The 20,749-nt window shown below is 57.2% G+C and carries 18 protein-coding genes and 1 pseudogene; 7 read left to right on the top strand and 12 right to left on the bottom strand.

Features of this window, described 5'->3' with window-relative positions:
- The first annotated feature begins 53 nt into the window (after nucleotides 1-53).
- From AC3WTM_RS13175 to AC3WTM_RS13145, 7 genes are all read left to right on the top strand, one after another.
- Nucleotides 54-1,310: a TolC family protein gene (locus AC3WTM_RS13175; protein WP_102668780.1), complete on the top strand. Its 1,257-nt coding sequence runs from the start codon at nucleotides 54-56 to the stop codon at nucleotides 1,308-1,310.
- Nucleotides 1,307-2,791, top strand: coding sequence for an efflux RND transporter periplasmic adaptor subunit (locus tag AC3WTM_RS13170; protein WP_102668779.1), 1,485 nt, complete (start codon nucleotides 1,307-1,309; stop codon nucleotides 2,789-2,791). Before AC3WTM_RS13175 ends, AC3WTM_RS13170 begins: the two co-directional genes overlap by 4 nt.
- Nucleotides 2,788-5,946, top strand: coding sequence for an efflux RND transporter permease subunit (locus AC3WTM_RS13165; RefSeq protein ID WP_102668778.1), 3,159 nt, complete (start codon nucleotides 2,788-2,790; stop codon nucleotides 5,944-5,946). The genes AC3WTM_RS13170 and AC3WTM_RS13165 overlap by 4 nt, the downstream gene beginning before the upstream one ends.
- Nucleotides 5,943-6,293 (top strand): copper-binding protein, encoded by a 351-nt coding sequence (locus tag AC3WTM_RS13160; protein ID WP_102668777.1) that lies wholly within the window; start codon nucleotides 5,943-5,945, stop codon nucleotides 6,291-6,293. The genes AC3WTM_RS13165 and AC3WTM_RS13160 overlap by 4 nt, the downstream gene beginning before the upstream one ends.
- Nucleotides 6,294-6,413: 120 nt before the next feature.
- A complete protein-coding gene (locus AC3WTM_RS13155) occupies nucleotides 6,414-6,632 on the top strand; it encodes a hypothetical protein (protein WP_102668776.1) in 219 nt (72 codons plus the stop codon).
- Nucleotides 6,633-6,685: 53 nt separating this feature from the next.
- Nucleotides 6,686-6,862, top strand: coding sequence for a hypothetical protein (locus tag AC3WTM_RS13150; protein ID WP_158247434.1), 177 nt, complete (start codon nucleotides 6,686-6,688; stop codon nucleotides 6,860-6,862).
- A gap of 194 nt (nucleotides 6,863-7,056) precedes the next feature.
- Nucleotides 7,057-7,506 carry an Xre family toxin-antitoxin system antitoxin gene (locus AC3WTM_RS13145; RefSeq protein WP_102668775.1) on the top strand — a complete coding sequence of 150 codons (450 nt, stop codon included), beginning with the start codon at nucleotides 7,057-7,059 and terminating at the stop codon, nucleotides 7,504-7,506.
- 437 nt (nucleotides 7,507-7,943) lie between these two features.
- On the opposite strand, the gene AC3WTM_RS13140 is transcribed toward AC3WTM_RS13145, so the two are convergent.
- From AC3WTM_RS13140 to AC3WTM_RS13085, 12 genes and pseudogenes are all read right to left on the bottom strand, one after another.
- Nucleotides 7,944-8,306, bottom strand: coding sequence for an antitoxin Xre/MbcA/ParS toxin-binding domain-containing protein (locus tag AC3WTM_RS13140; RefSeq protein WP_102668773.1), 363 nt, complete (start codon nucleotides 8,304-8,306; stop codon nucleotides 7,944-7,946).
- Nucleotides 8,307-8,711: 405 nt separating this feature from the next.
- Nucleotides 8,712-9,134: a hypothetical protein gene (locus AC3WTM_RS13135; protein WP_102668772.1), complete on the bottom strand. Its 423-nt coding sequence runs from the start codon at nucleotides 9,132-9,134 to the stop codon at nucleotides 8,712-8,714.
- 946 nt (nucleotides 9,135-10,080) lie between these two features.
- Nucleotides 10,081-10,521, bottom strand: a complete 441-nt coding sequence (locus AC3WTM_RS13130; RefSeq protein WP_173677942.1) for a TetR family transcriptional regulator C-terminal domain-containing protein — start codon at nucleotides 10,519-10,521, stop codon at nucleotides 10,081-10,083.
- Nucleotides 10,518-12,401: a site-specific integrase gene (locus AC3WTM_RS13125; protein ID WP_102668770.1), complete on the bottom strand. Its 1,884-nt coding sequence runs from the start codon at nucleotides 12,399-12,401 to the stop codon at nucleotides 10,518-10,520. Before AC3WTM_RS13125 ends, AC3WTM_RS13130 begins: the two co-directional genes overlap by 4 nt.
- Nucleotides 12,398-14,077 carry a hypothetical protein gene (locus AC3WTM_RS13120; RefSeq protein ID WP_102668769.1) on the bottom strand — a complete coding sequence of 560 codons (1,680 nt, stop codon included), beginning with the start codon at nucleotides 14,075-14,077 and terminating at the stop codon, nucleotides 12,398-12,400. The genes AC3WTM_RS13125 and AC3WTM_RS13120 overlap by 4 nt, the downstream gene beginning before the upstream one ends.
- Complete coding sequence (locus tag AC3WTM_RS13115) at nucleotides 14,077-15,222, bottom strand: tyrosine-type recombinase/integrase (protein ID WP_102668768.1); 1,146 nt, start codon at nucleotides 15,220-15,222, stop codon at nucleotides 14,077-14,079. The genes AC3WTM_RS13120 and AC3WTM_RS13115 overlap by 1 nt, the downstream gene beginning before the upstream one ends.
- Before the next feature lie 143 nt (nucleotides 15,223-15,365).
- Nucleotides 15,366-15,818: pseudogene (locus AC3WTM_RS13110) on the bottom strand (phosphatidate cytidylyltransferase); the annotation flags it as partial.
- A 1-nt stretch (nucleotide 15,819) separates the two neighbouring features.
- Complete coding sequence (locus AC3WTM_RS13105; protein ID WP_102668767.1) at nucleotides 15,820-16,440, bottom strand: lysophospholipid acyltransferase family protein; 621 nt, start codon at nucleotides 16,438-16,440, stop codon at nucleotides 15,820-15,822.
- A 9-nt stretch (nucleotides 16,441-16,449) separates the two neighbouring features.
- On the bottom strand, nucleotides 16,450-16,905 hold the full coding sequence (locus tag AC3WTM_RS13100; protein ID WP_102668766.1) for a hypothetical protein: 456 nt from the start codon (nucleotides 16,903-16,905) through the stop codon (nucleotides 16,450-16,452).
- Nucleotides 16,895-18,238 carry a phosphatase PAP2/dual specificity phosphatase family protein gene (locus AC3WTM_RS13095; RefSeq protein ID WP_102668765.1) on the bottom strand — a complete coding sequence of 448 codons (1,344 nt, stop codon included), beginning with the start codon at nucleotides 18,236-18,238 and terminating at the stop codon, nucleotides 16,895-16,897. The genes AC3WTM_RS13100 and AC3WTM_RS13095 overlap by 11 nt, the downstream gene beginning before the upstream one ends.
- Nucleotides 18,238-19,992 carry a bifunctional alpha/beta hydrolase/class I SAM-dependent methyltransferase gene (locus tag AC3WTM_RS13090; protein ID WP_102668764.1) on the bottom strand — a complete coding sequence of 585 codons (1,755 nt, stop codon included), beginning with the start codon at nucleotides 19,990-19,992 and terminating at the stop codon, nucleotides 18,238-18,240. The genes AC3WTM_RS13095 and AC3WTM_RS13090 overlap by 1 nt, the downstream gene beginning before the upstream one ends.
- A 10-nt stretch (nucleotides 19,993-20,002) precedes the next feature.
- Nucleotides 20,003-20,626, bottom strand: a complete 624-nt coding sequence (locus AC3WTM_RS13085; protein ID WP_102668763.1) for a CDP-alcohol phosphatidyltransferase family protein — start codon at nucleotides 20,624-20,626, stop codon at nucleotides 20,003-20,005.
- Between the last annotated feature and the right edge of the window lie 123 nt (nucleotides 20,627-20,749).

Genomic DNA, 20,749 nt, shown 5'->3' with positions numbered 1-20,749 from the left:
GCTGTGCGCATGTCTTTTGAAGCGTGCAGTGGATGATCACAGGAATCGTAAACATGAACTCCAAGTGCAATTGCACGGGCTGGTCTCTCGTGGCCGGCCTGGCGGCAGGCGTGCTGGCATTGCCGAGTTTCGCTGCCGCCTTGACGCTCGATGAAGCGTTGCGGCTGGCCGAAAACAACTCGCCGTCACTGACCGCACAAGACGCGAAAATTCAAGCTGCCAGCAGCGCGGCTGTTCCAGCCGGCGAATTACCTGACCCCAAGTTATTGGTGGGTGTGCAGAACTACCCCATTGGCGGCCCGGATCGCTGGAGCATCGACCGTGACTTCATGACCATGCAAATGGTCGGGGTCAGTCAGGAAATGCCCAATAGCGACAAGCGAAAAGCGCGTATCGAAGTCGCCGATGCAGCTATTGATCGTGCCTCTGCGGAGCGTCGAGTCGAACGTCTGAAGGTGCGACAGTCCACGGCGTTGGCCTGGATCAGCAGCTACTCGGTTGAGCGTAAAGATGCGCTATTCCAGGACTTCTACAAAGAAAACCGCCTGCTGACCGATGCCGTCCGAGCCCAAATTGCCGGTGGCCGCGCTCAGCCCGCCGATGCTGTGACACCCAAGCAGGAAGCAGCTCAACTGGCGGAGCAGCAGGACGATCTGATTCTCCAGAGAGCACAGGCCCGAGCGGCCCTCAAACGCTGGATTGGCTCCGCCGCCAACGACAAGCCTGTGGGCAGCTTGCCTGAATGGCCCGTCGACACCTCAAGTTACTCCCATAAACTGCAACACCATCCCGAGTTGGCAGCGTTTGCACCGATGACTCGCGAAGCGCAAGCCAAGGTTCGTGAAGCTGTGTCGGAGAAGCAGTCAGACTGGAGCTGGGAATTGGATTACCAGCGCCGTGGCCGTGAGTTCGGCGATATGGTCAGCGTGCAATTTTCCTGGGATCTGCCGCTGTTTCCTGACTCTCGCCAAAACCCCAAAATCGCAGCCAAACAGGCGGAACTCAGTCAGCTTGAGGCCGAGCGCGAAGCCCTGTCACGCGAGCATACCCAGCAACTGGAAAACGAACTGGCTGACTATGAGCGCCTGAATCGTGCGGTACGCCGTAACCAGGAAAGCCTGTTGCCGCTGGCTAAGGAAAAGGTCGATCTCAGCATGGCCAGTTATCGCTCGGGCAAAGGCGATTTAAACGCCGTTGTTGCCGCCCGTCGTGAACTCATCGAGGCCCGCCTCAAACAGATCGACGTGGAAGAGCAGCGAGCGCTGACCAGTGCGCGGTTGTATTTTGCTTATGGGGAGTCCAGCCAATGATCCTTAAAAAAGGTAACGGGGCATTGTTGGTAGGCATCTCGCTGGCGTTCGGTGTTGCCGGTGGTTACTGGTTCGCTCAACAGCGCATGAATGGGGTATCCAATTCTGCCCAGGAGCAGAGCCTCGATTCACCTGACCAACGCAAGGCTCTGTATTGGTATGACCCCATGTACCCGCAGCAAAAATTCGATAAGCCGGGTAAGTCCCCCTTCATGGACATGCAACTGATTCCTAAGTACGCCGGTGGCGCAGGGGATCGTGCGACCGTCAGTATCGATTCGAGTCTGACCCAGAATCTCGGTCTGCGTTTTGCGACTGTCACTCGTGGGATCTTTGATTCGAGCCTCGACGTGACAGGTGCCTTGACGTTCAACGAACGTGATGTCGCTGTGATTCAGGCACGCACAACCGGCTTTGTGGAGCGGGTCTATGCTCTTGCTCCCGGCGATGTACTCAAAGCCAACGCGGCGTTGGCGGATATCCTGGTGCCTGAGTGGGCCGCTGCCCAGACAGAGTTCCTTGCGCTGAGGCGCAATGGGGATGCTGACTTGTTGGCTGCGGCCCGCCAGCGACTGCGACTCACAGGGATGCCGGCAACACTGATTACTCAGGTAGAGCGTGGCGGTAAGGTTCAGCCCTACCTGACGCTGACCAGCCCCATTGCAGGTGTGCTGCAAGAATTGAATGTACGTGCGGGTATGACTGTGGCTACCGGCGATACCCTGGCACGCGTCAATGGCTTGAGCAGTGTCTGGCTCGCCGTGGCCGTTCCAGAATCGGATGCCGGATCGATCACCGTGGGGCAGGCGGTCGAAGCGCGTCTGCCAGCCTTCCCGGGGACAATGCTCAGTGGCAGGGTCAGCGCAATTTTGCCCGAGACCAATCCGGACAGCCGTACCCTTCGTGTTCGGGTGGAACTGCCCAATCCGGATGGACGCCTCAGGCCGGGTTTGACGGCGCAGGTACGCCTGAATCGCTCGACCGGGCAAAGTTTGTTGTGGGTGCCGAGCGAGGCCGTCATTCGTACTGGCCGACGTGCCTTGGTGATGCTCGCCGAAGACGCGGGCCGCTACCGTCCCGTGGAGGTGCAACTCGGGCAGGAAAGCGATGGCAAGACCGCGATAGTGAAAGGTCTGGAAGAAGGCCAGAAGGTGGTTACGTCTGGCCAGTTCCTGCTCGACTCGGAGGCCAGTCTTAAGGGAATCGTTGCAAGCTCGGAGGAAGCGTCACTGCCCAGCTCAGCAACTTCCAGTTTTCATGAGGCGGATGGGCAGATCGTTGAGATCAACGACAAAGAAGTCACACTCGCCCATGGCCCCTTCAAGACGCTGGGCATGCCTGGCATGACGATGACTTTCCCACTCGCCAACCCGGCCCTGATGCAGGGCCTCAAAACGGGTGACAAGGTTCGGGTTGCGGTGAGCCAGACTGACGATGGCTTGCGTGTTGAGCGCCTGGATAAATCGGGGGGCCAGCCATGATTGCTGCCCTCATTCGTTGGTCGGTGGCCAACCGATTCCTGGTACTACTGGCCACACTGTTCGTCACGGCTTGGGGCATTTGGTCGGTACAGAGCACGCCCATCGATGCGCTGCCGGATCTCTCTGATGTGCAGGTGATCATCCGTACACCTTACGCAGGCCAGGCACCGCAGATTGTCGAAAACCAAGTGACCTATCCTTTGGCGACCACCATGCTCTCGGTGCCAGGCGCAAAGACGGTGCGCGGTTATTCCTTCTTCGGTGATAGCTTCGTCTACGTGCTGTTCGAGGACGGTACTGACCTGTACTGGGCCCGCTCACGGGTGTTGGAGTACCTAAGTCAGATACAAAGTCGGTTGCCAGCCAGCGCCAAGCCAGCGTTGGGGCCGGATGCGACGGGAGTGGGCTGGATCTATCAGTACGCACTGGTGGATCGCAGTGGCGGACACGATCTGGCACAGCTTCGTGCACTTCAGGACTGGTTTCTAAAGTTCGAACTCAAGACCCTGCCGAACGTTGCGGAGGTGGCCACTGTGGGGGGTATGGTCAAGCAGTACCAGGTGCAGCTTGATCCGCTCAAACTGGCCAGCCTCGGTATCACTCAAGCTGAGGTAACCGAGGCTATCGGCAAGGCCAATCAGGAAACCGGTGGTGCCGTGCTGGAGATGGCAGAGACCGAGTTCATTGTGCGGGCCTCAGGCTACCTAAAAACGCTTAATGACTTTCGTGCTATCCCGTTGAAGCTCGGTGCTGGAGGTGTACCGGTGAGTCTTGGCGATGTCGCCACGATCCAGTTGGGGCCGGAAATGCGGCGTGGCATTACTGAACTCGACGGCGAAGGCGAGACCGTCGGCGGCGTGGTGATTTTGCGCAGCGGCAAGAATGCTCGCGAGACCATTGCGGCGGTCAAGACGAAGCTCGAGGAACTGAAAAGCAGTTTGCCGGCTGGAGTAGAAATCGTCACAACGTATGACCGCAGCAAACTGATCGACCGCGCTGTGGAAAATCTCAGCCACAAGCTGATCGAAGAGTTCATTGTCGTCGCGTTGGTCTGTGGAATCTTCCTCTGGCACCTGCGCTCATCCCTGGTGGCGATCATCTCCTTGCCGGTGGGTGTGTTGATTGCCTTCATCGTCATGCGCTACCAAGGCATCAACGCCAACATCATGTCCTTGGGCGGGATTGCCATTGCCATTGGCGCCATGGTCGATGCCGCCGTGGTGATGATCGAGAACGCCCACAAGAAGATTGAGGCTTGGCACGCGGCCAATCCTGGGGAAGAACTGAAGGGTGAACGTCATTGGCATGTAATGACCGAAGCGGCGGCAGAGGTAGGCCCCGCGCTGTTCTTCTGTTTGTTGATCATCACCCTGTCGTTCATTCCGGTTTTTACCCTGGAAGCTCAGGAAGGACGGTTGTTCGGCCCTTTGGCTTTCACCAAGACCTACGCCATGGCCGCAGCGGCGGGATTGTCGGTGACCTTGGTGCCAGTGCTGATGGGCTACTGGATTCGGGGGCGGATCCCTAGTGAACAACAGAACCCATTGAACCGGTGGTTGATCCGGATCTATCAGCCCGCCCTGGACGCAGTCTTGCGTCGACCCAAGATCACGCTGCTGGTGGCGCTGTTGGTTTTTGTCAGTGCGCTATGGCCAATGTCTCGCTTGGGTGGCGAGTTTCTCCCCCCGTTGGACGAGGGCGATCTGCTCTATATGCCTTCAGCCCTGCCGGGATTGTCGGCGCAGAAAGCGGCGCAATTGCTGCAACAAACCGACCGCCTGATTAAGACTGTTCCAGAGGTCGAACACGTCTTTGGTAAAGCAGGTCGCGCCGAAACCGCCACCGACCCCGCACCGCTGGAGATGTTCGAAACCACCATCCAGTTCAAGCCACACAAGCAATGGCGCCCAGGCATGACCCAGGAGAAATTGGTGGAAGAACTGGATCGAGTGGTAAGAGTCCCAGGTCTGACGAACATTTGGATACCGCCGATTCGCAACCGTATCGACATGCTGGCTACGGGTATCAAGAGTCCAATTGGGGTGAAAGTTGCCGGCACCAACCTGACGGAGATCGATGCCGTGACTCAGGCAGTCGAGCGGGTGGCCAAGGACGTGTCCGGTGTCAGTTCGGCCCTAGCCGAACGATTGACCGGTGGCCGCTATATCGATGTCGATATCGACCGCAAGGCCGCTGCTCGTTACGGGCTGAATATCTCCGATGTGCAGTCCATCGTGGCCGGTGCCATCGGCGGTGAAAACGTCGGCGAGACCATTGAAGGACTTGCACGCTTCCCGATCAACGTCCGTTACCTCCGTGAGTGGCGTGACTCGCTCGGCGCCCTGGAGCAGTTGCCAATCTACACCCCGCTGGGCAGCCAAATCACCCTTGGCACGGTGGCGAAGATCAAGGTCAGCGACGGGCCGCCGATGCTCAAGAGCGAGAACGCACGGCCTTCAGGCTGGGTGTATATCGACGTGAGGGGACGGGACATTGCCTCGGTGGTCGCCGACCTGCGTCGGGTCGTCAATGAACAGGTCAAGCTGCAGCCAGGCATGAGCCTGAGCTACTCAGGACAGTTCGAGTTTCTCGAAAGGGCCAACGCACGCCTCAAACTGGTAGTACCTGCCACGCTGTTGATCATCTTCGTGCTGCTCTACCTGACTTTCGCCCGCTTCGATGAGGCGCTATTGATCATGGCCACTCTGCCATTCGCATTGACTGGCGGGGCATGGTTTCTCTATCTGTTGGGATTCAACCTGTCGGTCGCCACCGGAGTCGGCTTTATCGCATTGGCCGGGGTGTCTGCCGAGTTTGGCGTGATCATGCTGCTCTATCTGAAGAACGCTTGGGCTGAACGTGAAGACCTTGGCGACAGCACTGAGCGCGGGTTGGTTGCGGCGATTCGTGAAGGTGCTGTGCAGCGAGTTCGGCCCAAGGCAATGACCGTGGCCGTCATTATTGCGGGCTTGTTACCCATCTTGCTGGGTAGCGGGACTGGTAGCGAAGTGATGAGCCGCATTGCCGCGCCCATGGTTGGCGGCATGGTCACAGCACCCTTGCTTTCCCTTTTTGTTATTCCGGCAGCCTATCGCTTGATGCGTCGCCGGCATCTCTCAGTCGAACCCATCAAACCTGAAGGAAAACTCGTATGAAACTGACTCTGATTGCAGTTGCAAGCACCGTATTCGCGCTATCACTTTCTGTCCATGCGGAGGACATGCCGGGCATGAAAATGGACGGTATGGAGGGCATGCAGATGGAACAAGATTCAAAACAGGCTCAAGTTGCCAATGCCGCAGGAACGATCAAGGCTATAGATACTACGAAGAATACGGTGACCATCTCCCACGGAGCGGTTCCAGCCGTGCAGTGGCCTCCAATGACAATGGCTTTTTCCGTAACGGAGAAACAGCTGGCAGGGCTGATAGTCGGAGACCGTGTATCGTTTTCCTTTAGGCAAGAGGGTGGAAAAGCCGCAATCGTTTCCATAAAAAAGTAAAACCATAACGAGCAAGAAGTACCGGCGCGCTCTGCCGTGCCGGTTTGAAATCTAGCGGTGGATCCAGCCAAGGGCGAATTCAGCTAGGCTTCTCGCATCGGTTACTCACGGACGATACTCATGCTAAATAACTCTGACGCCAACATAGCTACAGCCGACGCCCTCACACTGCTCCTGCACAATCAGCATGCCTTAGCTGCGGCCATAGAAGAAGTTACCAAGTGGCTTTCAGACAATGGAGTGGGGAGTGTCGCCGACAACGCGGTTGCTGCCATGGAAACGCTGGACACAAATGCCCGTGGCATCACGGACGCCATCATGCGACTACGCCAGTTGTAGGCATCCTCACCCACTATGATGGAGGCACAAGAGCTCAGAGCCGGAGGCCAGCGATGGAGTGTACTTTCACCCTGAAATATCTATTACCAGCGGGCGACATGGATGTGGATGCGGTATTGGATCGCTTGGCGGAAGAAGGCTGCGATGATGCGTTGGTAGGCGTCGGACTGCCCGGTTACCTGGCGCTGGAGTTTGTCCGTGAAGGCACCTCATCACATCACGAAATTTAGAGCGCCATCGAAGACGTGCGCCGAGCCGTACCTACCGCACGCTTGATCGAGGTAGCAAGCCGACCCAGCGAACGTAGCATTTAGGATGTAGAAATCATGGCGTACACATTCAAAGATTACTCAGCGCGCGAGTGCCTGAATCAGCAAAAGCTGTTCACAGCTCCTGCTGGTGCCTACGGCACCACGTTTGTCTGATGCTGCCGTTCATTGAAGAGTACAAATCCGGCGCGCCTTCCCCTGCTGGCATCTGGGCACAACTAGGAATACCTAACCGGGGGTCTGCGCTTCATGAGCGCATTCGTGAAGGGCTACCTTTTTCGTTCCTGGAACTGCTAGCAAAGCTGGTTCAGATCGAGATGAGGTTGCTCAGTGAGGGAGTTGGCATATCGAGGTCTACGCTTGGCCGCAGGATGAAGACGGGGCGTCTCACACAGTCCGAGAGTGACCGCCTTATCTCATTTATAACTGTGTACGAGCACGCCATTACGCTGTTCGAAAGCGATTCAGTCGCTACATCAAAATGGATGATCACGCCGCTTCGTGCGCTGGGTTCGAGTCGTCCACTCGACATGCTACGAACGAGAGCGGAATCGAATGCGGTCTTAGATCTTATAGGTCGTTTAGAAATGGGAGTGCTGGTGTAGTTCACAAGGCGGTAGTCGAGCACAATCCAGTCCTGGCATCCTATCGCTCCTTCGAGCCGAAGGCTCGGCTCAGTACGCCAACAAGATCGCAGATAGTCATCGCACGAATCGGCTGAGTGACCGTCGACTCGCTATCACTTGCTCTCGTATCTCGTCTGGGTCTATCGACATGCCACCGCCAGGCGTCACGCGGAGAGATTTCAGATTGTTGAGAGCGGCAATGAAAGCGCGCTCTCTCGCTTGCTCGCGAACTGATCTTTTGTCAGGCCAAACGGAGTCAATGCATCGCCTCAACAAATTCATATCGCTCTCCATTGACGTTGAAAGATAGATCGCCCTCCTGCCCTCAGCGACGGGCGCTGATACGCGGAGCCATTAAGCTCAAAGCGCTGCGGTTGGTCGTTCTGCGTCGGCGTCCTGGGGCTTAACCGGGCGTATCAAAAGAGCGAGCGATTAGCCGTGAGATATTGGACAACTTGCTCGAGACCCGATCTGCATTTGATGAGGCCACGAGGTCGACTACACAGACCACGATTCTCGCTGCTGAGCCAGTTTCTTGCATTTCGCTCGTTACCAACGGCTGCGAGTAAGGACTGATACACCTCAACTAAAAGCAAAGCACGGCTCCCCGTGTCACTGCTCGGTCGAAGCAGTTCATGTCCATGGCGTAAAAGCTGCACCCAGGAAACATCCTCGCCTAAGACAGCTGAAAGCTCAGCGTCATCAAGCCCCAGCCCTTCGCCGGCCCGGATAAAAGCTTTGCCAAGTACGGCGCTTTCAGCGCTCGAAGCGGATTTCATGCTCTACCATATGGTCGGTGATGACTGGTCTGTAACGTAATTCTATGCTCTGTAACGCTGCTTACGTTACAAGTCAAAAGTTACGTTACAGTCTGTGATTAAACTCATAAGGCAAGCGGAGCCCGCAGGCGTGAGGCACCCGGCTTGGTTGACCATTCGGTACCGCTACTGCTTCACCAGATCTTTGTACCGTTCTCGTGACTCCAGGATCTGATCTCTGAGTTATTTAGGATCAATCCTCATCCCGCCACGAGGAGTTGTCTGAAGCGTTTTCAGGCTGTTCACAGCTTTGATGAACTCTCGTTCTTCTGCCTGTACCCAGGCAGCGCGTTGGTCTTTCCAAAATAGCCATGCCATCGATTTTGTCCCATTTTTGGTTGGATGGAGGGGAACTGTAGGCAACGTCTACTCGTCGATGAATCCTTTGCCGACATACTCCCTGTGAAACCTCTCGGCTCGCTCAACTGCATGCCTATGAGAGTCTGCAGGTATCTCGCCAGGCTCAGCAGGAAAATCGCTTGGCTGCATCGCTCGGAGAAGATACAGCTCATCTAGATTCTCCTGGGCTTGCCTGGTGTACCTTTCTTGAAGTGCCTCGGCGACGTCTTTGAAGCCAGCGCTTGATGGGCCGTTGTCCCAGTACCACTGCTTCATATCCTGATATATCTGAAGATGGACACTGTCGAACCCTCCACGATGCTCATCGATGTCGAAAGTGTACCTACAAGGATCGAGCTGATAGAGGACGAACTCTTGCAACCGATATGCTGTTCCGTACATACCGTTCAAAAGGATGTCGCGGTGTTGTTCGTATGGTGACTGATGCATCTCAGGGTTCTCCCTTAGCAAGGTCTCCCAGCTTGGAGAGACCTCTTATTTTCCAGCAAGCGACTACGGCTTTTCTTCGAGGCAAGCGGAGCGCGCAGACTTAAGGATGGAAGCCCGGCAGGGCCGGGACAACGGCGGGCATCGCCGGGCCTGGTTCACGACAGCCGGCCCAGTAGGGCACGCAATAGACAGACCTAAATGCGAGCTCAGCATCCTGGATTTCAAACTGCATCTCTCCGAGGTTGTGGTGTGAAATGAAACCTACGGGGCTGCTGGGGTCAAGGAAGAAAGATGGGTTTTCCGAGATTTCCGACGAAAAATCAGTATGTTACGAGCATACCCTTAAGCGGAGACTACCTTTGTTAGGAGGGATCTGATCACTATAAAGGCCGCCTTTCCCCTGCGTGGCTAATGCTGCTGATAGGGAGTGACTCACGTTGCCAGGCAAGCGGAGCGCGCAGACCTGGAAGGTCGGAGGGCATGAGGATGGAAGCCCGCAGGGCCAAGACCTGTCGTAGACATGGCTTGGTTAACGACAGCCGTCCATGCAAGGGCATGCCACCACTACCGCAGCGTTGATGATTACCCAAAGGTGCGATGATCAAATGATCGGGACACAACTCCCTGTGCGCAAAGATCATACGTTTTGCGCAACGCTACCTCGTCGCCAGAAGGTAACCTCGGGTGCAGCATCTTGAGGTGCATCGTGTCGCGTGCCCTAAGCTCGGGCCTGCAGAGTGATCGTTGAGCTTAAGAAAGGCAGGGTGAAAAAGGGCGATTCAGCGATGCGGATGAGGATCTGTTCGCACCACATACACGAGGTTGTAGGAGTTTCAGGTGGTAGTTCCTTAAGTCCGGATCTGAGCGGGGAGGGGGAGGTAACTGCCATCCCCACAGCGACCGATATTCGGATTTTTTTTTTGATTTCCATTAGCGGAGGACTTCGTCAGATGCGAGATTTATCTATGCGGGTAGACGAAACCATTTCAACCACGTTTCGTTCTTTCACCTTAGCCTTGAGCGTCTGATTCTCGTACAGCAGTACCTCATTGATGGATGCGATGGTCGCGAGCTTGGCCCGAAGCTCCTCAATCTCATGACGGTAGCCCGCAGACTTCTGACGCTCGGCAATAAGATCTTGATGTTTGACATCTCGCATGGCACGACTGGATCGTCCCTGGAGCTCTCGTATAGCCTCTGCGATTGCTGGATAGTAATTATGGATGAGGGCCGTCGATACTCCGGCCTCACGAGCCACAGCGGCGATGGTCACCTTAGTTTCCCCGCTACGAGATCGACCTTTTTGGATAGAATAGATGGCTAGCTTCAGATCCTTCGCTCGATCCACGGCAGGCTTGTAATTGGCTGATTTGTCCTTGCTCTTCATGCGCTTAGAGCCTCTGGAGGCACGCCCAGCTGTACCAAAACCTCTCGGCAGCGGTTCAGGTCGCGCTCAACGCGTTGGCGGCCTCCTTCACCAATGTCCTTGCACTGCAGCAGACCTTTCAGGTCATCGTAAAGTCGCTGGTAGATAGGCGCGTGGGCGTGTCCGATCACTGAATGGTCGCAACCGCTACAGCGCGTACGTTCAAGTGTATTGCCGACGCAGCCGTCATTGTCCGCCGTACACCAAGCATGGCCATTGCTCCGGATAGCAGTGCTTTCAGCGATGGATTTCAACATCGATGCGTGATCTTTGAAGATCAGCAGATTTTGCGGCTCCCGCTGCCATCCTTTGATGGTGCGCCCGTAGCCTCCTGCCAACGATTCCTCCCCCATCCAGTTGTCTACGACGCCTAGTTTGATATCTTCCAGCTCACCTTGGATTTCCATGTACAGTTCAAGATCCAGATGCTGTCCCCAGCTATCGTCCATGGCATAACCGAGCGTCATGTCCATCGACCAGTGAGCGTAGTGCTCCTTTAGGTAGCGCAAGTCGCCAAAGCGGCTGTGTGCGGCGTAATTGGCAAATTTACGCCGAAATTGGTGGCTGGTCAGGTTCCAACTCAACCCGCAATCCCTAGCGAATGCCTTGAGGTTGCCGTTCCAACTTTTGCCAGTGAGTGTGCACACTCGGTTGCCCGTAATCGAAAACGGATTTAGAAAAAGAGCATTGCGGTGTTTGTAAGCCTCCGCAATTTTCGGGTCATGTCGATTGATGTGGCGTCGATGGGCAATTTCGTCTGCGATCATCGCTTGGTAGGGGGCAGACCAGCGTTCCATGATCCGCAAAGCTCGAACTGCTGACTCGGGAATCATCCAGTCATGGATGCCTGCATCGGTCTTTTCAGATCGAGAGCGCATCCAGTGGTAAATCGTGCCCTGATCGTCCTCGGTGCGATGGTGGGCGCCAGATTGCAGATTGGCTAACTCGTGGTTCCTACAGCCAGAGGTGCTGGCCAGGACGATGTAGCAGGCCGTGCGAAGTGTTGCTAACGATTTCGTTAGTGCATCCACGCCACCGTCCCAACCTTTGGCATTCAGATGCTGGTTTTTAACCCAGTACAAACCTGAGACCGTTAGGCTCTTACGCTCTGCTGCAATTGCATCCAGATCATCGCGAAGGTCAAGTAGCTGCTTGCCGCACTCCACCTTTTTGTAAGCCTGTTCGAATAGCGTGCAGAAAACCTCATCGGGGAGTAACGGCGTCTTTCCACCTTTGATTGTGCCGGTTAGTCCCGCCATTGCCTTTGCAGAAGTGTCGGGCCATGGGTGTTGTGGGATCTTGTCGTCGGTGTATTGGCTAAGCTCATAGAGCGCCTCCACTGCCGAGTAACGAGAGTGCAACGCATTTTGTGACAGCGTCTTATCCTTGCGTTGAGTTTGCAGATGTTCCTTGCATGCGGCGACATAGGTCGCTGCGATCATAGGAGTGACTGCGCTTAGGTGATTAAGTCCCAGATCGTCTAAATGCCGCAAAAATGGCATCGCGTTTAGAAAGAGGCCATGAATCGTGGGGCCTTTAGGTCGATCCGACCCACTACGTCCTCTTCTCATGTAGCGATAAAACATCGCCTTCATAACCGTCCGAAATGCCGTGGGTACGGTTCCGAACTTCATCCATTTCATGTGGGCTGAAGCGTTACTAGGGAAGTCACTTAGTTGCCAAGTGTCGTCCACGTAGCGGCTGAGGATCACCCATTGTCCATAGATCTGGGCTGCGGTAATGATCAGGGCGTCGCGCTCTGAGTCGGGAAGCCCGCGCACATCGCCAGGCTGAGCGGTAATAGATGCCCAGGGTAGCGCTTCTAAGGTGGTGTCGATCATGAAAAGACCTCTAGGCTGTCGATGAGATCAACTGACCAGAACGGGTGTGGTTGAGTGCGGGCGTGCTCGCGAGCAGCCTCAACGGCAGCAGCCTTAAAGGTGCCACGGCGCAATCCTTCGGCAACGATGTAATAGTCGATCAAGCGTGGGATGTGAGCGTATTCCCGTGCCCAACGCCGTTTGTCCATACGGGAGCGCTCTGCCAGAACTCGGAAATAAAAACTGAATAATTTGTACAGATCTTCGGCAGTTACTGCGTAGTGTTTACAGCGCAGGCAGTTCATGAAGCTCATGCATGTTGCGCCCTCACGCCTCGGAGCGAACTGGCCGTTTACTGGGTCGGCGCAGCGGCCCAGTGGAGTGTCCTTATAGGTTGCGCCGATGGTCGCACTCAGTAACTCCTGTACCAGTACCTCTCCCATGAATTGCCAGTTTCGCCGCGCATTCTCGGTGGGGGCTAAGTAGTTTTTATCGGCGACTTGTGGGGTGTTGCCAAGAGCAGCGGCAGTGGTTGCAAGATCGCCATCAGTCAACTCAAAGATGCGATTTGCAAAGGTTTTACGCAGACGTGAGATGTTTATGCGTAGTGGCTTTCCATCGGTATCCTTTAAGCCATATTCGGCTACGAGGCGTTCTATTCCTGTATTCAGTAAGGCTGCATCCAGCGTTTTGATTTGACCTGTCGAGCACAAAGCGCGACTACGGTACAGCCACGCGCGCCCCTTGAGGAAGTCTGGAGCTTCCGAATTCAAGGGTTCATTCCAAACCATCACTCGACGAATCAAACGTTCCACGTTGATTCTCACGCTGGGCATGGATTCCACCACCTGCTCGGCACCCGAAACGGCGCGCAGAGCCACTTTGCTGGAGTTGTAGCCACGCCGCTTCCACAGCACTAGGAAGACGGTGTCGTCTTTGGGGTGTGGGCGCAAGCAATTACGGCCCATTTCGAGCAAGGGAGTGGTATTACGTCCGGTGTGTAGAGCTACGACCAGTAAGGCATAGGCTAACAGGTCGCTGGTTATAGGAGTGTCATCGATCCATATTGGCTTGATGGCCTGTCGCAATGCTGCCGCAAACTCTTGCCGCTCGCGCTTCGAGAGTGCTGTCTCGCCCTTACTCTTACGGTTGATGTTTGGAAATGGATTACGTGGGAAGGTGGCTGCATCGCCAGATGTGACCAAGGGGAAGAGCCCGCGTTGCCCAAGGGCGAGAAGCACCGACTTGGTTTTTGAGTAGCAGGCTTTTTGACCCGTAGTCGCCAAACTCGGTCTGCGCAGGTGAATGAGATAGCCGTCGATCAGGTTTCGGTTCAGATCGATCAGTGTTAATTCACGTTCTAAGGAAGTCGCATGGAGTATGCAGTAGTCGAGAAAATTGCATAGCCCAGTGAGGCAGTAGGAAACCACGGTTGTGGCCATTACGGTGGTGTCTTGTCTAGCAAGGAAGCGTTCGATTTGGCGCTGACAAGCGTAGGTGACACAATCAATGCCAGCACCATACCAGCGTGCAAAATCGAAGCTCCGGTTATTGGAGGCGTTCCTCCCAAATTTGACCACAGTGTTCTTTGGAGGGATAGCCTCAGGCAAAATGACAACGTTGCCCGACATGTCGACGCTGTGCCCGACTTCGGGAACACTGAGATCAGTCTTAGCAAATACCTTGCGCTTCCCCATCAGTCTGCTCCCGCCATTTCGTTCAGCTCGTCGTCATACGCAAGCACGGCTTCATCGGCCATTTCGTTGATCAGGTGCAGATACACCATGGTGGTCTGAATCGAACTGTGTCCAAGTTGACGCTGCAGGTACACCAGGGGATCGATTCCGTTCTGAGGGTTACGCTGGAGGTTAACTAGGGTGTGGGTTGCGTAGGTGTGCCGCAGCATGTGCGTATGGACTTCAATTCCAGCTACCTTCCCGGTCTCGCTGATGATCCGGTTCAGGCTCTTGCCGGCGCTTCCGTAGGTCTCTCCGAGATGGTTGAGGAGCAGTGCCTTTTGGTTTTTGCCCAGAGATGCGCGCTCGCCTCGTACCTTGGAAACATAGCGGTAGATTTCGGCCATGAATTTGCGACTGACCCAGATCTCTCGTTCCTTGCTACCTTTAGTCTCCATGCCGCTGCCATCGCACGGGTCAAGCTTAATTCGGAGATTGCGCTCGGTTCGCCCTGCTTTGTCAGGGTCAAAAACATATGCCACTGGAAAGGTGGCAAGTTCGTTACGACGCAATCCCGTATGCAACGCCAACCGAATCATCATCCGGTGGTGTGGGTTCTCCGCTGCTGCCAGGAGAGATTTGGTCTGGGCCATGCTGATGAACTTTGGCAGGAGCTTGTGACGGCGCGGCATCACGTCATTCACCAGCGCTTTGCCTCCGGAGTCATCAATGTGCTCAAGGAAGCTTGTTTCGCGGTTAACGGTTCGCTCTTCGTGACCGAACGGTAGGCGCTTCACCCAGCCTTTATCCAGGGCGAAATCATAGAACTTGCAGATATACGTCAGTCGCTGGCGAGTAGTGTTGCGAGCCAGTTCGCAGGTCACAAGGCAGTAGTCTCGGTAGGCAGCCACAAGGCTCTTGGCCTCACCGCGATCTACGTCCCGCCAATCAAGGTCATGGGCTTGCAGGAAGCTGAAGTAGTCGTACAGCGCTCGTCCAGTGCTTGGCCAAGATTCCTTGGAGCCAATGGCCCCACGAAGGAGGTAGTGACGGAAGAACTGATTGGCATGGCTGCAGCTCTCCATCGAATCCCACAGCAGAATCGGAAACCCTTGGTAAGGCTGCCCTGCGATTACGAAATCATTGGTGCCCCACACAAGCTCCATCTTTTACCCTGTCGTCGGCCAGTCGTTATTTGATTCTCTCCTCTTGGGCTTTGAGAAAGCTAATGCTGCGGCCCTCCACTCCCCATCCACAGAGATATGATTTGAATATCATATCAATCTAACTCGTGCAACGCTCCAGATCACTGGACCTTCGAAGCGCGCTCGAGGAAGTGCGTGCTGTCGCCGCCCAGGGACGCCAGGATCGGCAGCAGCAAAAACACATAGACCGGGATGAAGATCGAAAACAACCCGTACCAATCGTAGTAAATCAACAGGTACTGCAGTGGCAGCGCCAGGTAAAAGGCCGCCACCAGTGCCGGGTAGTCGCTGCGACGGGTTGGCATGAGGGTCATGAATTCGCGCAGGGCGTAGAACGACACCGTGTAGAACAGCAGGATCACCGCGGTGGTACCGAGCCAGAAGGCCGCCCCGATCACCAGTACCATCACCCACCAGGCGTTGATGCGGGCATTGAGGTTGTCGATCACCGGGTTGGGGGTGCCGTGGGTACGTCGCTTGAGCAGGAAACCGATCAGCGAAGCCAGCAGCAGAAACGCGCCGATGCCGGCGAACAACATCAAGGTCTGTCTGTCCATGTCAGGCATGCTCCCCGGCCAGGTTCAGCAGCGCTTTGCTACTGCGTTCGAGAAACTGTGCCTTGCTTTCTTCAGCTTCCAGCTTCAGTGCGGCACCAAAACTGATGGTGCACAACAACGGTAGCGGCAGCACGCGCCCCTTGGGCATGACGCGGTTGAGGTTGGCGATCCACACCGGGATCAATTGCGCCTGGGGGTACTCTTTCGCCAAGTGATACAGCCCGCTTTTGAACGGCAGCAGGCCGTCTTCGGGATTGCGTGTACCTTCAGGGAAGATGATTAGCGAATCGCCGTTTGCCAGGGCGTCGAGCATCGGCTGCAACGGATTCTCGGCAGCATCCTTGCGCTCACGGTCAACCAGCACGCCTTTGAACACGCGGTTGATGATGTACCGGCGCAGTGGGCTTTTGAGCCAGTAATCTGCGCCGGCGACCGGTCGGGTGATGCGACGCAAGGCCGGCGGCAGTGAGGCCCACAGCAACACGAAATCGCCGTGACTGCTGTGGTTGGCGAAGTAGATGCGCTGCACCGCATGCGGGGCGCAACCGAGCCACAGGCTGCGGGCGCCCGTGAGTAGGCGTGCGACAGACGTGATGAAGGTGGCAACCACGGGCTCCAGCATGAGAACTCCTTATCCGGCAAAGTTCAGCCAAGGGCCGGCCAGAATGAAAAACAGGGTCAACAGCACCTGTGCCGCCACTAGCAGCGCCTGGCGGCGCAACAGCTTCAGGGCGCCGGTGATACGTTCGCTCCAGGGGCGCCCGCCATGCTCGGCGGGCTGCAGATTCAGCGTTGTCAGCGCTTGATCCAGGGACAGGGTGTGCTCGGGAAGGTTTTCAGCGCGCTCGGCAAGGCGTTGGAACAGATCGGCATCGAATGCCACCCGCAGCGCCCAGTATTTTTGCCCCAGGCCGAGCAACAGCAGCCCACAGCTGCAGGTCGCGCTCCAGAAGCTCTGGTCGGCCAGGAGGGACTGGCTCAGGCCGAACAAGGCGCCCAACAGGGTAAGCCCATTGGACAGTCGATCCAGCAAGTCGCCACGACGCAACAGACTGGCTGTCACCTGCAGATGCATATCAATGGACAATGCTACTCTCCATGCGGGTCGCTACCTGCTCAAGGGCTTTTCGTTGAGGGGGACCCAGAGCAATCCTTGGACGCGCGCACTGGATCAGCCGGATAGCTTCATCGACGCTGGCAGCCCGCCCGCTGTGCAGCAGCCACGCGGCCACCGCCGTGGCGCTGCGCGAGTAGCCCAAGGCGCAGCAGACCAACAGCGGACCTTGCTGGCGCAGGCTTTCGATGGCCAGCGCTGCCTCCTGACATTGCGCGGCAGTGGGAGCGGTCAGGTCCAATACAGGCAGCGATCGGTAGGCGACGGAGCCCGGGTTCAGCGACAGTTCGGCACAGAGGTCGAGCACGGCGGTAAAGGCACTGTTCTTGAGTTCTTGGTGTGTCGGTATACGTCCGAGCCAGACGTTATCGAGCACCTGATCAGGCAGCGGATCTTTGCGTGTCCACAGGCGCGAGTTGAGCCAGGCAGCGGCCAGATAGGGGGCCAGTAACCAGCGGGCGGCGGCTGACAGGCGTCCATTGGCGCGTTTCTGAAAGCCGCCCGCATTCAGCGCGGCGTAATTGAGCGCTACCAGTAGCAGCGCCAGCGCCGGCCAGAGCAGCCACAGCCAAACTCCCCCTAAGGAAAAAGCCGGGACAGTGAAAGCCACCGCCCCCAGCAGGTAATACAGCGCCAGTTTCCAGCGTGTTCCCCGGGGTGCCAGACGCGCGGTTTGCAGGAGCGAGGGGCCCTCCAGCGACCATAACCACACACACAGCCAGCCGAGCATCGCCCCGGTGGGCAGATCAATGAAGTGGTGCTGGTAAGTGGTCAGTACCGAGATTCCGATCAGGGCGAACCAGCCATGCATCACTGTGCGCCAGATGCCCTGCAAGTGCCGCTGATAACAGGCCCAGAGGATTACCAGCAAGGCGATGTGCAGCGATGGTGCCTGGTTGAACGGCTTGTCAAAGCCGGCGAGGACATCGAACAGCCAGCCAAACACGCCATCCAGTTCCGGACGGGCGAAAGTGAAGCGCAACGGCCATATCAGAAAGCAGCTGACGGCAATCACCTGCGCGGTCAGCAGGCGCAAGGCATGGCGTTTCAGTTCCTCGCGGCTGCGCGGTAGCAGCAGGGATAAACCGTACAGCAGGTCGATGGACCAGTAAGGGACAATGGTCCAGGCCCAGAATGGCATATGGTTTTCCCAACCGAACACCAGGCTGCCGACATCGTCGCGCTGGTCGGTGACCCAGGTGGCGAAACCATAGGTGCCGAAGAACAGCGGCGCCAGCAGCAATAGCCAGAGCACTGCCGATTTGAGCAAGCCGGGCTCGCGTGTCTCCGTTGCAGTGAGCTGCATCACGACACCCGTTGCGCGAGGGCTACGCTGAAGATGCCCCACTCATCGACGCGCAGGTCGATCCTGCGAAAGCCGGCGGCCTCCACCAGTTGGTCCATTTCCGCCTGGGTGCGGCGGCGCATGACCCAGGCCTGGCCCTCACGGTGGCTGGTCAAAGCGCGGGCGATCAGCTCCAGCTGCGGATGCCAGGGTTGACCGGTATAGACCAGATAGCCACCGGGTTCCACGGCGTCGGCCAGACCGGCGAGGGAAGCGCTGACCATTTGGTTGTCGGCGAACAACTCGTACAGACCGGATACCACCGCCAGCGTCGGCCTGGGCTCCAGTGCAGCCAGGTCGGCACGGTCGAAAGCATCGCCCTTGACGAATCGTGCGATCCCTTCCAGGCCTTTTTCGCGGATCAGCGCACTGCCGTCGCGCACATTGATGTCGCTGTAGTCGCGCAACAGAATCGACTCGGGCAGCGGGCTGACACCCTGCAAGGCTTCGAGAATGTAGCGTCCGTGTCCGGCGGCGATGTCGACGATGCGCACTTCGCGATCCTGGTCGCGTAACTGCTGCATGGCCAGGCGCAGCAGCTCTTCGACATGCAGCTTGCGTTGGCGAATGCCGCGCCAGCCGATGGAGTCCAGGTAGTTGCGATCAATCAGGCGGCCCACCGCCGATGTGCCGGTGGGCGTATTTCGGTAGACGTAGTCCAGGGTGCTGCCGGAGTCGAACCCGGTGTCGAACCCCAGCTTGATCCCGGAGGACAACTGGCTGCCCAGGCGCATGCTGGTGCGGGTCATGCGCCAGTAGAGGTCGCGCAGGGAGTTGTGCGGCAGCGGTGCGGCCAATGATTCGGATTCGGCGCAGGTCAGGCCCAGGCGATCGGCAGCCAGCAGGGTAGGGCGTGGCTTCGGTTGGGCGAAGTTCTGCAGGATGAAGCGGCGTACGCTGGCGACGGCGGGTCCGCGATGCTTTTCGCCCAGGGTGTCGTGGAAGAAACCCGGCAGCACATGTTTTTCCTTGTGCAGGCTGCCCAGGCGATCGAAGAACTGATCCTGGGGTTGGCGATGCACCACGAAATCGGCGCCGGAGATCAGCAACTGAACGGGTATCTGAATCGCCTGCGCATCGGCCACGACCCGTTCGGCGGCTTCGTAGAGACCGAGCAGGACATTCACGGAAATGGCCTTGGTGATCAGCGGGTCATTGTCGTAGCTGGCGACGCGTTGCGGGTCATGGCTGAGGAACCGCGCCTTGACGTAGCTGTTGACGAAAAAGTTGCCACGCCACTTGCGCATCAGCGCCAGCCCCTGGCGGGCGAAAGGTACATACAGCTTGACCTTGAACGCCGGCGACGCCAGCACCAGCGAGCGTATGCGTGGCGCGTAATCGTGAGCCCAGGTGGCGACGATCACCGCGCCGACGCTTTGGGCGATCACCGCGAGATTTTCCTCGTCAATCTGGTAAGTCGACTTCAGGTGCTCGCAGAAGGTCTGCACGTCGCGCACGCTGGTGGCAAAGCCCGGGCTGTCGCCACGAGCGCCCGGCGAGAGGCCATGGCCCCGGGCATCCCAGGCAAAAAAGTCGTAGTCGGGCAGGTCCAGTTCATTCACCAAATGGGCAATGCGCCCCGAATGCTCATGGCCCCGGTGAAACAACAGCACGGCCTTGCGCGGTTCGTCCGGGGCAGGGGTGCCAGGCCAGTATCGATAAAACAGTTCCACGCCATCATGGGTGGTGAATGTCTGTTGGCGAGCTTCGCGCATTGCCAATTCCTTAGGCTGAAGAGCCGTCTTGTTGTACTTCCTTGAGGCCCTGGCGGACCCGGTTTACCAGGGTGCAGAGCAACAGCACTGCGATGAGCGCGAGCACCCCATTGATCCAGAAAGCGTTGATCCAGCCTACCGCGATGCCAGTGGCCACGACCCCTAGCACGAAAGCCCGGTCACTCTTGCCCATGGGCCCGTCGTAGCGCCGCGAGGCGCCGATCATCGGCCCCAGCACGCCGCTGTACTCGCTGAACAAGGCGAGCAGGGTCACCAGCAGCACCAGCCATAGGCTGACGTCCGGCAATAGGGCGAAAGGCAGGATCAGCGCACAGTCAGCGGCGATATCGCAAAGCTCATTGAGGTAGGCGCCCAGACGCGACTGTTGGCCGAATTCTCGAGCCAGCATGCCGTCGATGGCGTTGAGCGCCATGCGCACGATCATCCAGACGGGAACCAGCACAAACACCCAGGGGTGTTGCACGAACCCGGCGATCACCGCGCCCACCAGCACCGAGCCAATGCCCGCCAGCACTGTGATCTGGTTGGCGGTGGTGCCGTTGTCGAACAAGCGTCGGACCAGTGGGCGCAGGAGGTTTTGAAAGGCAGGTTTGATCTGGTAGATGCTGGGCACGTTGGAGAGGTCTCGGCCTTGGATAGTTGGGGCTGGGGATATGGTTAGTGAGTGTAGATGGCATCTTGGGATGGATTTGGTGGCGACGCCTGGTGTGTGGGTCTAAAGATGTCAGCGTGATTT

The organism is Pseudomonas sp. EU05-FHT14B02, from assembly GCF_058791055.1.
The sequence above is the reverse complement of the archived record's forward strand: the minus strand, read 5'-3'. Positions and strand labels throughout refer to the sequence as shown.